The sequence below is a fragment of the Lelliottia sp. 489 genome, assembly GCF_050435885.1.
GTDB classification, from domain to species: Bacteria; Pseudomonadota; Gammaproteobacteria; order Enterobacterales; family Enterobacteriaceae; genus Enterobacter; species Enterobacter nimipressuralis.
On the sequence record NZ_JBNDLC010000001.1, the window covers coordinates 1,117,806 to 1,130,708 of the forward strand.

General features: G+C 53.3%; 16 protein-coding genes. All 16 read left to right on the plus strand.

The genetic code is table 11. The features are described from left to right. Positions 1-480: 480 nt before the first annotated feature. The 16 genes from ABIE11_RS05620 to ABIE11_RS05695 all read left to right on the plus strand — a co-directional run bounded on the left by ABIE11_RS05620 (position 481) and on the right by ABIE11_RS05695 (position 12,479). Positions 481-675 (plus strand): AlpA family transcriptional regulator, encoded by a 195-nt coding sequence (locus ABIE11_RS05620; protein WP_032754823.1) that lies wholly within the window; start codon positions 481-483, stop codon positions 673-675. A gap of 52 nt (positions 676-727) precedes the next feature. Continuing rightward, positions 728-1,315 carry a DUF2857 domain-containing protein gene (locus tag ABIE11_RS05625; protein ID WP_032754824.1) on the plus strand — a complete coding sequence of 196 codons (588 nt, stop codon included), beginning with the start codon at positions 728-730 and terminating at the stop codon, positions 1,313-1,315. After that, positions 1,305-1,514 carry a TraR/DksA family transcriptional regulator gene (locus ABIE11_RS05630; protein ID WP_022065314.1) on the plus strand — a complete coding sequence of 70 codons (210 nt, stop codon included), beginning with the start codon at positions 1,305-1,307 and terminating at the stop codon, positions 1,512-1,514. The genes ABIE11_RS05625 and ABIE11_RS05630 overlap by 11 nt, the downstream gene beginning before the upstream one ends. Before the next feature lie 394 nt (positions 1,515-1,908). Next, complete coding sequence (locus ABIE11_RS05635; RefSeq protein WP_032754827.1) at positions 1,909-2,130, plus strand: hypothetical protein; 222 nt, start codon at positions 1,909-1,911, stop codon at positions 2,128-2,130. 72 nt (positions 2,131-2,202) lie between these two features. Continuing rightward, positions 2,203-2,847, plus strand: a complete 645-nt coding sequence (locus tag ABIE11_RS05640; RefSeq protein ID WP_032754830.1) for a lytic transglycosylase domain-containing protein — start codon at positions 2,203-2,205, stop codon at positions 2,845-2,847. Continuing rightward, positions 2,844-3,122, plus strand: a complete 279-nt coding sequence (locus ABIE11_RS05645; protein ID WP_032754832.1) for a TrbC/VirB2 family protein — start codon at positions 2,844-2,846, stop codon at positions 3,120-3,122. Before ABIE11_RS05640 ends, ABIE11_RS05645 begins: the two co-directional genes overlap by 4 nt. Positions 3,123-3,133: 11 nt before the next feature. Beyond that, entirely contained in the window at positions 3,134-5,881 is a 2,748-nt protein-coding gene (locus tag ABIE11_RS05650) for a VirB3 family type IV secretion system protein (RefSeq protein ID WP_049082429.1), read from the plus strand. 22 nt (positions 5,882-5,903) lie between these two features. Continuing rightward, positions 5,904-6,632, plus strand: a complete 729-nt coding sequence (locus ABIE11_RS05655; protein ID WP_116403512.1) for a type IV secretion system protein — start codon at positions 5,904-5,906, stop codon at positions 6,630-6,632. A gap of 11 nt (positions 6,633-6,643) precedes the next feature. Continuing rightward, positions 6,644-6,919, plus strand: coding sequence for an EexN family lipoprotein (locus ABIE11_RS05660; RefSeq protein ID WP_032754838.1), 276 nt, complete (start codon positions 6,644-6,646; stop codon positions 6,917-6,919). 71 nt (positions 6,920-6,990) lie between these two features. Then, positions 6,991-8,010 carry a type IV secretion system protein gene (locus tag ABIE11_RS05665; protein WP_032754840.1) on the plus strand — a complete coding sequence of 340 codons (1,020 nt, stop codon included), beginning with the start codon at positions 6,991-6,993 and terminating at the stop codon, positions 8,008-8,010. A gap of 89 nt (positions 8,011-8,099) precedes the next feature. Beyond that, complete coding sequence (locus ABIE11_RS05670; protein ID WP_032754842.1) at positions 8,100-8,240, plus strand: hypothetical protein; 141 nt, start codon at positions 8,100-8,102, stop codon at positions 8,238-8,240. Further along, complete coding sequence (locus tag ABIE11_RS05675; RefSeq protein WP_032754846.1) at positions 8,233-8,916, plus strand: virB8 family protein; 684 nt, start codon at positions 8,233-8,235, stop codon at positions 8,914-8,916. The genes ABIE11_RS05670 and ABIE11_RS05675 overlap by 8 nt, the downstream gene beginning before the upstream one ends. Further along, positions 8,913-9,803, plus strand: coding sequence for a P-type conjugative transfer protein VirB9 (gene virB9, locus ABIE11_RS05680; protein ID WP_176518970.1), 891 nt, complete (start codon positions 8,913-8,915; stop codon positions 9,801-9,803). The genes ABIE11_RS05675 and virB9 overlap by 4 nt, the downstream gene beginning before the upstream one ends. Further along, positions 9,800-11,107, plus strand: coding sequence for a VirB10/TraB/TrbI family type IV secretion system protein (gene virB10, locus ABIE11_RS05685; protein WP_032754851.1), 1,308 nt, complete (start codon positions 9,800-9,802; stop codon positions 11,105-11,107). The genes virB9 and virB10 overlap by 4 nt, the downstream gene beginning before the upstream one ends. Further along, on the plus strand, positions 11,097-12,116 hold the full coding sequence (gene virB11 / locus ABIE11_RS05690; protein WP_032754854.1) for a P-type DNA transfer ATPase VirB11: 1,020 nt from the start codon (positions 11,097-11,099) through the stop codon (positions 12,114-12,116). Before virB10 ends, virB11 begins: the two co-directional genes overlap by 11 nt. A gap of 60 nt (positions 12,117-12,176) precedes the next feature. Then, positions 12,177-12,479, plus strand: a complete 303-nt coding sequence (locus ABIE11_RS05695) for a TrbM/KikA/MpfK family conjugal transfer protein (RefSeq protein ID WP_072032071.1) — start codon at positions 12,177-12,179, stop codon at positions 12,477-12,479. The last annotated feature ends 424 nt before the right edge of the window (positions 12,480-12,903 follow it).

The following is a 12,903-nucleotide window of genomic DNA, read 5'->3' on the forward strand; positions in this document are numbered from 1 at the left end:
CCTCAGCCGCCTTAACGATAACAAGAATCAAAGGACTTTATTATATCTGTTGGATCGGTCTATACATGATCGGGAAGCACAATCAATTCAGCATTGTGTTAAGGAAGTAGTTGAGCATATATGTTTCGACCACACAGAACACTTCTATGGCGATGCTTCATAGCGCATTACCGCCAGAGTGGTAACGCCCCCCCTGACTGAAATTCACAATGAATGTATTTAACCGCATCTTTTTATTGTCCTCATTATCACGCTAAGTCATGACACCATTGCACCAGCGAAACGCTGAAAACTACACAGCAGCACAACTATCCTTCTCCACATCCTTATACAACTAATAACTTATTATTTATTCACTACAAAACCGTACTAAGGATCTTCCCATCAGTAATAAGGTGCTATCGGCTTTTCCTAAGCTTACTGCTGTGTTCTTTTATTTTCTCTGGACATGCACCAGTCATTCCACAATAGGAGAATACAATGACATCACATCAGTTATTACGTTTAAAACAGGTCGAAGAAAAAACCGGTTTGAAACGCTCTCAAATTTACCTGTATATGAAAAATGGAACCTTTCCACGTTCAATAAAAATTGGCCCGGCCAGTGTGGCCTGGCTCGAATCGGAAATTGATGAATGGATCAGCCTTAAATTGGCCGGACGTTCAAACAGTTAAAAATGTCCGTTTATTTGCTCAACTTTTCCATATAGATTGAGGAGATAACAGAATGATTCCATTAATTAATTACACCATCTTAACTGATGCGTTGCACGCTCTGAAAGTTGGGGATATTCGTCACTGCGAGTCCCTCGGATTCACTTTCGACGAAATGAATGCTCTTAATCAGTTATCACTCGATGAACTGTTTGCTGTCAGCCGGGCGACGGCTCCCTTTGTTTCGGTCAGTGTCCGCCATGATGTCCTGCATCATTTACTGGCGCAGGCCCGACAGGAATACCGACAACAGCAGCAGATTAACCGGGCTATCCGGCTGGGCGGTTCTATCGCGTTGCTCAACCACTACTTTGGCTTGACGTCTAATGATGTCTGCCTTCGCCGACGGCTGCTTGGTGTCAGCGTGCCATATGGACGTACACCTGAGCCGGATGAAGAGACAGATGCCGAGATCTGGCGGCAATGGCAGAAGTGCCGGGTGGAAAGCCTTGAATCCCCCGACGCGCTGATGGCCATGATGCAGGTTACTGAACTCCTGCTACCAAGTTCCCTGGGACTATCACTCACCATGGTATGGAGACGTATCACGCTTTGTGAAAAGGAAGTTGCCGCTAACAGGAGGGCACCACATGCCGGATGAGATCGATCGCGATCAGGAATTTAATGAGCAGCGCCTGGAGGAGATGATTGAACAGAGTCGTTTTAAGCCGGGGTCGACACCATCATTATTTCACTGTCGTGTATGTGGTAAACCCATTCCAGAAAAGCGACGGCAAGCACTGCCGGGTGTAACCACCTGTACGGAATGTCAGGAAAAACTTGAACGTAGTAGCCGCTGACAGGATAAAAAGGACGTGTAGAGATGTTATATCTCTGCATGTCTTTATTATTCACGGTGAATGTTAATACCACTCTCTCGTGTTTTTTAAATCCTCATTATTCTCACTGCATCTTAAATACTCCACTATTTTTCTCTCTTCTTTTTGTTTTGAGTTTCTCATTTATATCCCTCACCAGATATTCGAATCTGAGAACGCCATTACAGCATTAGTCGCCCCTATGGACATTAATTCGTCCTGACAGGGTATTGCTCTTTAACAAAATGGATCGGGCTGTCACGTAACCACAATTCAGGGTGCCGCTGAATGTTCTCGCTGACCCGTTAAAACCGGAATGCAGAACCGGGATGTGACTGGTTTATTTCATTTACTGTTTTTGATCAAAGGAAATTCCATGAGAAAACCCGTTTATCACGTGTTTGTCACCCAGGAAAGTCAGCCCGATGCTCAGGGTGACAAAAACACGTACTGGACAAAGGTTGGTGTGGCCTTCGCGCACAACGGCAAACCCGGTCTGAATATCGTGCTGATACCTGGTATTGCGGTTTCCGGCAGGCTGGTACTGCTCGAACCGAGAGAAGAAAGCGACATTTCACAGGATGCCGCTGCCACTTAATCCATTTTCTCTTCTTCTCACCCGGCGGCGTACTTTTCTGTAAGCCGCCGGTCTCTCTGTTGCGAGGCCAGCATGCTTTCCACCACTGCCTTTCTGGCACTGGCGGTGCAGTGCGCCGCCAGTATTCACCCGTCCACGTCACTTGATGTCGCACGGGTCGAATCCGGCTTCCACCCCTACGCCATTGCTGAAATCCTGCCAGACAGCCGGGGCGTGATTTCACATTTCCCCTCGAGCCTGCCGGAGGCGATCCTCCTTACCAGACAGCTGGCTGCACAGGGCCGACGCTATTCGGTCGGCCTGATGCAAATCACCAGCATCAATTTCCGCCATTACGGCGTCACGGCCAGCGACCTGCTTAACCCTTGCATCAATCTGTCGGTATTTGAGCGCATTCTCGCCGACTGTTACCGGCGCGGCGGAACACTGAAACGGGCGCTCAGTTGTTACTACTCCGGCAACTTTGAAACCGGCCAGCGGCCGGAATCCGCCTTTAACCAGACCAGCTACGTGCAGCGCATTGGCTATGTCGTCCCGTCCACGCGGAAAGACCGGCAGCGTGCCCCTGACCGGAACGCACAGCCGTCTGTCCGTTATCCCGCCGTTGTGCTGCGCGGCGAGCCTGCCGGTGCCACTGCGCCGATCCTGACTTCCCTGCATTATCCCGGTTCCGTCATTCGCGGCGCTATCCCTGTTATCCCTGATGAGGAGAAATGATCATGCGTAAACGCCGTTACTCCGCTGTTGTTTCCGTGCTGCTGTCTTCCCCGGTGCTGGCGGCGGACAGTGGTTTTAACAAGGCCAATGAAACACTGAGCAATACCTCGACCGGCCTGCTGGGACTGGCCGCCGTCACCATCACGCTGGCGACCATGTGGGTGGGCTACAAGGTGCTGTTCGACGGCAAGAGCCTGCACGACATGCGTAACGTCATCATCGGCGCGATCCTGATTGTCGGTGCATCCGGCTTCGGTGCCTACTGGGCGTCATAAGGGAGGCAACGATGGCTACGCTGAATAAAGCGCTTACGCGGCCTGCCGCCATTATGGGTATTCCTCTTGTGCCGTTCGTTCTTGTCAGCGGGGCCATCGTCCTGCTGGCGGTCTATGTCAGCTATTACCTGGCGGTTCTGCTCATTCCTGCCTGGGCGGAAATGAAAAATAAAGCCCGAAAGGATATTCATTATTTCAGCCTGCTCTGGCTGGCGTTTAAAACCCGTGGACGGCTTTTCACCAATACCCATTTTGGCGCGAATGCCCTTCTGGCAAACCAGTACGATAATGTTGATGTCTCGGAGTTTATTCAGAAAATGAAATTAAACGAGCGTATTACGCTGGATAAATATATTCCGTATTCCTCCCATATTCACCCCTACGTCATCAGAAATCGTCACCGTGATTTTGTTGCCACCTGGGAGCTGGGCGGCACAGTCTTTGAATGTGAAGACGAACATCACCTGACCCTGATGGCCACGCACCTGAATAACGTTATTCGTTCGTATGAGGGGCTGCCGGTAACATTCTATATTCACCGGCTCCGTGAAAAATACCATGATACTTTTGAAGCCCGTTCGGGTATTCCCTTTTCCGATGAGGTAACACGGCGGTATTACCAGCCGGTAAAAGAAAAACCGTTCTGGCGGCACCGGCTGTTTTTTACCGTCTGCTACGCGCCGTTCTCTGCGATTGAGAAAAAAACCATGAAAGCGCAGCCGCCCGGTAAACGCCAGCCAGCACTGGAGGACGCGCTCAAAATCATGCTGGAATACCGCGACGCGCTGGAGTCTGCGTTATCCCGCTATATGGCAATGCCGCTGGGGATATATGAAGAAAACGAGCGGGTGTATTCCTCACAACTGGCGTTCTTTCATCGTCTGCTTACCGGCCAGTGGCAGAAAGTGGCCGTAACGCGCTCACCATTTTATGAAACGTTAAGCACGCCGGACGTGTTTTTCACCACCGACACTGGTGAATGCCAGACGGTCAGCGGTTCCCGCTTCTTCCGCAGCCTTGAGATTAAGGATTATTCCCCGGAAACCCATACTGGTATGCTGGATGCGCTGCTGTACGCCGAAAGCGAGTATGTTCTGACGCAGTCCTTTACCTGCATGGCACGGGATGAAGCGCAGGATCATATCCGGCTGGCGGAAAAACGGCTGAACTCAGCGGACGACGACGCGATTTCCCAGCGCGAAGAGCTGATTGTCCTGCGCGACCTGCTCCAGTCCGGGCATGTGTCGTGCGGTAAATTCCACTTTTCCCTGCTGATCTCCTCAGACAGTGCCGGGCAGGTGGTGAAGGACACTAACGTTCTGGCCCAGCCCTTCGCCGATCTGGGTATTATGACGACGCTCTCCACCCTGTCACTGCCCGCCGCATATCTGGCGCAACTGCCGGGCGTCTATACGCTGCGTCCCCGACTGGTGGCCGTCAGCAGCCAGAATTTTGCCGATATGGCCTGCCTGCATAACTTCCATCCCCACAAACGCAGCGGCAATCCGTGGGGGGAAGCCATCGCCATCCTCACATCGCCCGGCGGTGGCGGGTATTACCTGAACCTTCACGACAGCCAGGCCGGACGGGATGACACCGGTGAGAAAACGCCGGGAAATACGGCGATTATCGGGAAAACCGGCTCCGGCAAAACCCTGCTGATGACCATCCTGCAACAACTGATGCAGAAGTACCGTAACCCGGCGTCGTTTGCGCCTTCTGCCACCCTCAAACGGCTGACCACGGTGTATTTCGATAAGGACCGGGCGGCGGAGATGGCGATCCGCCAGGCGGGCGGGCGTTATTTCCGCATCCGTACCGGCGAGCCCACCGGCTTCAACCCGTTTGCGCTGGAGCCAACCCGCCGGAACATCAGTTTCATCAAACGGCTGGTGCGCATGCTGTGCCGCCGCAACGGTAAGCCGCTCGATCCGCGCGATGAGGAGCGGATCAGTGCCGCCGTTGACACCATCATGCTGGACTATCCGCCGGAGTACCGCCGGTTCGGGATCACCCGGCTGCTGGAAGTGCTGCCGGAGCCGCCGACCACAGACGCCCGCACCAACGGGCTGCGTATCCGCCTGAAACAGTGGGCACAGGGGGGCGAGTTCGGCTGGGTGTTTGATAACGAGGCTGATACTTTCACCATCAGCGATGTCGATAACGTTGGTATCGACGGCACCGAATTTCTGGATGATGACGATATTCGCGGCCCCGTGACCTTTTACCTGCTGTATCGCGTGACCAGCCTGCTGGACGGTCGCCGCCTGGTGATGTTTATGGATGAGTTCTGGCGCTGGCTGTCCGATGTCGAATTTTCCCGCTTCTCACTCAATATGCTGAAAGTCATCCGCAAGCTGAACGGTATCTTCATCCCGGCAACACAGTCACCGGATGAAATCGTCAGACACCCCATCGCCCCGGCGATTATTGAGCAGTGCGGTACCCAGATTTTCCTCGCCAATCCGAAAGCCAGCTATGCGAATTACGTGGAGAAAATGAAAGTGCCGGACAGCGTTTATGAGACGGTCCGAAACCTTGATCCGGGCGAGCATTATATGGTCATCCTGAAAACACCGTTGCAGGCCGGAGAAACCCGCCCGTTTGTGGCAATGGCGAAAATGGATTTGTCCGGACTGGGTAAACTCACCCGGCTTCTCAGCGGCAGTGAGGACAACCTGAAAATATTCGATGCCATTTATCAGGACGGTATGCGACCTGATGAATGGAAAGACGCTTTCCTTGAGCGGGCCATCTGACAGTAGACCGGAGGTAATATTAATGCGTACCCGGGATCACCTTCTGGCATTATCGTTATTTTTCTCGACGCAGGCGTTCAGTGCCGGAATACCGGTTTTCGACGCCGTGCAGAATACCGAATCCATTAACCAGTGGATGCAGAAATTACAGCAATGGGAGGATACGGTTACCCATTATAAAAGTGAACTTGATGCGTATAAAAAACAGTTAGCCACTGCAACCGGCGTACGGGATATTCAGGGTTTTCTCAGTGATGCCCGGAGCCTGAAAACCGATATTGATAATCTCCGTAAGAGCGGTATTTCACTGGATGATCTGCTGACCACGAAAAACAGTTCATATTCTGCTGAACTGCAAAACCTTTACAGCAAATACAAATCGTTCAGCGTATGCAGCGAGGAACAGGAAGGAATAAAGTCTCAGGCCCTGGCCGAAAGTTGCAAACAGATAATCCTTAATCAGGCAATGGCGATTGAGAATACCACTGACGTTGAAAACAGGATCAACAGCACACTCAGCGATATATCAGACTTATCTGACCGTATATCGAATGCGCAGGACTCGAAAGAGTCTCAGGATCTGGCTAACGCCATTGCGGCGAAAAGCGTACAGTTAAATGCGCTGACGAATCAGTGGGAGATGTCTGTCAGACAGGCTGAACAGCGAACGACATTGCTGGAACAGCAAAGACAGAAAGCCTTTGAACAGCAGCAGCTAACGGCACCTGTTGCTGACCTTAATAATTTTTAAGGAGGTTATTCGTGCTCAGATCCTTATTCACCTTATGCACACTCTCAGGCGTGATATTACTGTCCGGCTGCAAGGAAACCAAATCCGAAGCCTGGTATAAGCAGCATCCTGACGAAACTTATGCGGTTTATATGCAATGCCTGAAGGATGGCGAGGCAAGCGATAACTGCGAATTTGCCCACCGGGCAGCACTTATGTTTGCACAGGAAGGCCAGACCGGGGTTAAGGAGAAATTCGGGGCGATATTTCAGCAGGAAGCTGAAAAACGAAATGCAGTGACACAGTAATTTCTCCTCCAGCAAAACAGGGAATCCTCCCTGTTTTCTATTTCCTTTCTTTATATATCAGGTGAGGCACCATGTCCGGTGGTATTTTTGTGGGTATGGACAAAAACATCATGGATGGACTGAATGCCGTACTGGAAGGCCAGTCTTCCACTTACGGCACGATGATCAGCGTCATCATCGTCAGCTCTTTTACCTTATTTATTCTCTATCGCGGTTATCAGACGTTGGCTGGCAAACTCCGGACCCCGGTAGAAGATGTCGCCTGGGATGTGGGGCGAATGTTGCTGATCACCACCTTTGCATTAAACCGGGATGGCTGGCTGGATTTGGCGGTAGCGGCTATCCAGGGACTCAAAGACGGTATCAGCGGCGATCATAACGTCTGGGCGCTGCTCGATACCGTCTGGGAAAAGGCACAGGCGCTGGGGCAAAAGTTATTTAATATGGACACCTCAACTTACGTCAAACTGAATGGCGGCCTTGCTGAAGTCCTAGTATGGGGTGGCGCAATCGTCTTGCTACTGGCTGCAACCTTTGCCAACCTGCTCGCCGAAATCACCATCCTGTTAATGACGACCACCGCGCCGCTCTTTATTTTCTGCCTACTGTACGGTTTTCTTAAGCCGATGTTTGATAACTGGCTGAAAACGATTTTCGCGGCAATATTAACGATCATGTTTTCTGCCTTATCCATCCGTATCGCCATTAATTACCTGAATAAAATACTGGATGCTGCAACAAAAACATCCGCTGAAACCAATATGGTCACGCTGGCGGCACAGTGCCTGCTGGCCGGGATTGCGGCAGGTGTGGTGGTCTGGTTCTCCGCGAAGCTGGCCAGCGCACTCAGCGGGGCCGCCGTACAGGCGGTGCTGCAGGGGGCAGCCATGAGTGGTCTGAGCGGACTGGCGAATAAATCCGCCGACCTTACCGGTCCGGGTGTAAAGGGTGGTGCCCGCCTGGCTGTGAAAGGCGGCATGGCCGTCGCCGCGGCGACCGGCGCAGGCGCGGGTAAAACCGTGAGCGCCTGGCAGAAACGCGCCGCCGCCATCGAAAGCATGAAACGCCTGCACCGGCAGCGTCACCGTTAATCCTCCCGACCCTTAATTTCCTTTCCCCGTCACGCGGTGGCCTGCGCCACCGGTACGGCATTCCTGCATCCATTCGATAAGGGGCTTCCATGAAATTCAGCATCTTCCTTCTGATGCTGTGCGCGCTCACGGGCTGCGCACAGCATCAGGGCGACCTACCGCCGGTATCCGGCGAACCCGAGCCGGTGAATTCCCCCGCCATCATTCAGGAGCTGGCTCACCATGTCTAATATTCAGAACATTGTTAATGTTTCCCGCTCTTTTGAATCCATCCTGCTGGAAAAGGAAGAGCGGTCCCGAAAAACCGCCTGGCGGGTGGCCGCTGCCGGACTGGTTCTGGCCGCAATGGCGATTGCGGCCATTATTATTCTGCTGCCGCTGAAAACCACCGACACTGAATTATGGTCAGTGGATAAACAGACCGGTCGCTATGAATATATGACCCGCGTGAAGGAGCGGGATATTGCTGCTGAAAAAGCGCTGGCACATTCACTGGCAGCACACTATGTCAGACTTCGCGAAGGATATAATTATTTCTCCCTCCAGCGTGATTATGACGACGTGCAGTTATTTAACAGCGACAGCGTGAACCGGGACTATCTGGACGGGTTTAACGGCGACCAGGCACCGGACGTGATTTTTAACAAGGCGGAATATATTGTTGATATCGACATTATTTCCAATGTGCATGCGCCTGCCACCGGGCCGGATAATCTGGCAACCCTGCGTATCAAGCGCACTATCCGCCGTATTGCTGATAATTCCGTGAAAACGGATGTCTGGAATATCCGCCTCACATACCGCTACGTCCCGCACCGGCAACTGACCGACAGCCAGCGCGAAGTGAACCCGCTGGGCTTTATCGTCACCAGCTACCAGCGCGACAAAGAGCTGAGGGGGGAATGATGCTGAAACACATTCTGCTCCTCACGGGTTTACTGGCGTCATGCGTGGCATGGAGCTCGGCGACACCGCGCGGCAGCGCGTATGACAGCCGGATGCAGAACGTCACGTACAACAGCCAGAACGTCACGGTCGTCAGTACCCGACCCGGCTACGTCACCATGCTGGTATTTGATGACGATGAAACAGTCATCGATGCGCAGGCGGGTTTTCCCAGAGGCTGGACCGTGACGAAAAGCGATAACCGGGTGGGTGTCAGCCCGAATCCCATCGCCCAGCCAGTCACGGATGCCAGCGGCAACAACATCAGCCAGGTCTTTCTGCCGACGGCAAAAGACTGGAAAACCAATCTGTTCGTGGTGACCTCGAAGCGCGATTACAGCCTGGAGCTGAACGTGCTGGACCGCGACTCGCCCGCTCAGGCCTTTGTTATCCGCTACCGCTATCCCGACGAACTGCGAAAAAAGACTGCAGTTGCCAGCGCCGCCCGTCAGCAACATCAGCAGGAAGCACTGGACCGGCAGCGGATATCGGCGGCATTCGGGAAGGCCACCACGCCGCGCAACTGGCGCTATACAAAACGGGTGGCAGCTGGCTCAGCCTTCATCGCCCCGGACTTTACCTGGGATGACGGTCGTTTCGCGTATATCGGTTTTTCCCCCACGAAAACCCTGCCTTCTGTCTTCCGGGTGATTAACGGCCAGGAGCAGGCGGTCACGCCCGGAACGGTTAAACGGGGCAACCACACCGTGATGGTGGTTCCGGCATCACCGCAGCTGGTTCTGCGTTACGGCACCTCGGTGGTGGGGATCGAAAACGACGGATTCGGGCGTATCCCGCTGACCAACAGTGGCACCGTTTCGCCGTCCGTTACGCTGGAGGCAAAATGACCGAAAAATCTTTCCCGGACGAACCGGAAAAAACCACCGCAGAGCGGGAAGCGGAAGCCCGTGAACGCGCCCGCGCGGCAATGACATATCAGGAGCCGGAGCAGAAAAAGCCGCCCGGCCAGCCGGAAGTGACCCGTTTCCGTAAGGCGTCCGGTCGCCGCACACTGATCGTCAGCCTGCTGAGTCTGGTCCTGGTCATCGCGCTGGCATCCGGTGGCGATCGTCTTCTCAGCGCCCTGAAAAGGGATGGTGAGAAAAAATCTGACACCGCGCCGCCGCCCTCTTCCGGGGCGGTGCAGCAGGAGCGTAAGAATCTGGGCATGGACAGTAACCCGTTTGGCCTGTTCGGGCCAGGGAGGCAGGAAAGCGCAGGCCCTGCCAGTCAGAGCGCCCCGGCCACTCCAGCTCTGCCGCCTGGACCACCCGCCCTGAACAAGGCGGCAGCACTGACAGACGGGCTGAACAGCGGCAGTACAGGGTCAGGCGACAATACACGCTCGTCCCGAAGCGGTTTGCGCAGCAACACGGAAACGTCGGGCAGCCAGTCAGCCTCCACGGCGTACACATCCTGTCAGTCGGTACTGGTCAGTGGCGAAGATGGACGCCTGCGCTGCCCGGATACGACAGCACCGGCAGGCAGCAATAACAACGACAATCCGGGCGTTGCCCGCGTCACCGGTGTCAGGCGGCTGGGCCTTGATCCCGATCTCTATATCCCGGTAGATCACTATATTCCGTGTTCGATGATGCGGCGCTTCGTATCCGATGTTGGCGGTCATATCTCCTGCCTGATCGGTGAGAATGTCTGGAGCGCCAGTAACCATGTGAAGCTGATCCCGGCAGGAACGGTCGCCCGTGGCGTCTACCGCACCGGCGCACTGCAACACGGGCGCAGCCGGATGTTTGTGCTGTGGACGGAGCTGCGCACACCGGAGCCCGGCAGCCTGCAAATCCCGCTCACCGATACGCAGGCCACCGGCCCGCTTGGTGAGGCAGGGATCGCAGGCTGGATCGACAGCCATTTCTGGGAGCGTTTCGGCAACGCCCTGATGCTGAGTACCGTACAGGACGTGGCAGCAGCGGCATCAGATGCCGCGCCGGGTAAAGACCGCAATACCGACTATACCGAAAATACCCGCGCCGCCACGGCGGAAATGGCGAAAACGACGCTGGAAAACAGCATCAGTATCCCGCCCACGATGTACCTGAACCAGGGCGATGTGATCGGCATCATGACCGGCACGGATATTGATTTTTCCTCTGTTTATCAACTACGGCTGAAAAAGAAATGGTATGAACGCTGAAAACCTGTCACTGGACTTTATGAAAAACCGGCTCTTTGGTGATTTTCTTGCGCAGGATGGCCTGACAGAAATTGCCGTTAACCGACCGGGCGAACTGCATACGAAAATCCGGGGGAATTGGCAAAAACAGGCATCCCCGATCACGCTGCGTCAGTGTCATGCCTTTGCCAGGGCGCTGGCATCCTGGCAAGACGACAATATTGACGATACATCACCCATCCTTTCTGCAACATTAAGATCCGGCGAACGTATTCAGGCGATTATTCCCCCGGCCTGTGAGCGTAATACGGTATCCATTACGCTGCGCAAGCCTTCGTTTGAGCAGAAAACACATCAGTCATGGATTGATGCAGGATTTTATCAGCGTGTGGCTGGTCAGGAGAAAACGGAAAGCCAGGATGATGCACTGGTTCAGTTATATCACAGCGGGAATATCCCCCGTTTTATGGAAAAGGCCGTGGAATATGGCAAAACGATTTTTATTGTGGGTGAAACCGGCTCCGGTAAAACCACCTATATGAAAACGCTGCTGCATTATATTCCACTGCATCTTCGGCTGACCACAATCGAAGATAATCCCGAAATCCATTTTTATCACCACGCCAATTATGTGCATCTTTTTTACCCGGCGGATGGCGGGGATAATGCCATTGTCACCCCCGGCAGGCTGATCCGTGCTAATTATCGGATGAACCCTGACCGGATATTACTGGCGGAAATTCGTGGGCGGGAGGCATGGGACGCGCTTAAAATTATTGGTTCCGGGCATGAGGGATTAATCACCTCCCTGCATGCAGGCAGCCCGGAAGAATGTATTGAAGGGATCATTGACCGCTGCTATGAAAACCCCGACTGCCGGAATATTCCTTTTGATGTGCTGTTACGCAAGGTACTTAAAAGCATTGATGTCATCGTCAGTATTGACATACACGGCGATGTGCGCCGGATGAGTGATATTTACTTTAAGCCAGTTCATTTAAAAAGCATGAAAGAGGCATTCAGACAATAACTCTGGCAAATAACATTACCCTAAATACGCAACCTTTCATTAATCATACCGGTGACTGAAATGAAGAAAGTCATACTCTCCTTATTATTTCTCGGCGTTATGGCGTCATGTTCAACATCCGCAACGACCGCTGAAGCCTGCGAAGTGGTTTTATGCATGTACGGTAAAACAACGGGAAACAGCGGCAGCAGTGAATGTCATTCCGCTGAACGGGCATTCTTTAATATCGTGAAAGAGAATAAACACGGTTTTCTTCCTGACCATACGGCCGATGCCAGAAAATCGTTTTTACTTGAATGTGTTTCGGCAGACCCGGCGGCTATCAGTCAGGTCATCAGTAAATATGGCCGCGTTCGTGGTTAATACTGGCGAGACGGGCGGAGAGCGTGACGGTTTTCAGGTTTTTATGGCTTCTGTTTTTCGCGGATTAAGGAGCGAAGAAACAGGGGCCGTAAAAATGAGGCAGCGGACAGAAATATTTTCACGGGTTAAGGAGCGAAAATAATTCAGGCACCGCGCCTCACCTGCAAACAGCCGCGCCCACGCGGATTTTGCAGGCCGGGGGGAGCCGGATAAATTTCGCCGCCCCAGCGAGCGAAAAGCTGTCGCCCACGACAGCGGTTTATTTGGGGGGCATCGCCCCGCACACCGTCGCAGATAAGTCTCCGGCCAAAAGCCGGTAGCGTGGCGCGACCACCCTCTTTAAAGGTCAGCTTCCCTTTTATTCCCGCTACGAGGAACGAGTAAAGGGAAGAAAAAGGCGAAAGCGACCGTCTTAAAGGGGGTG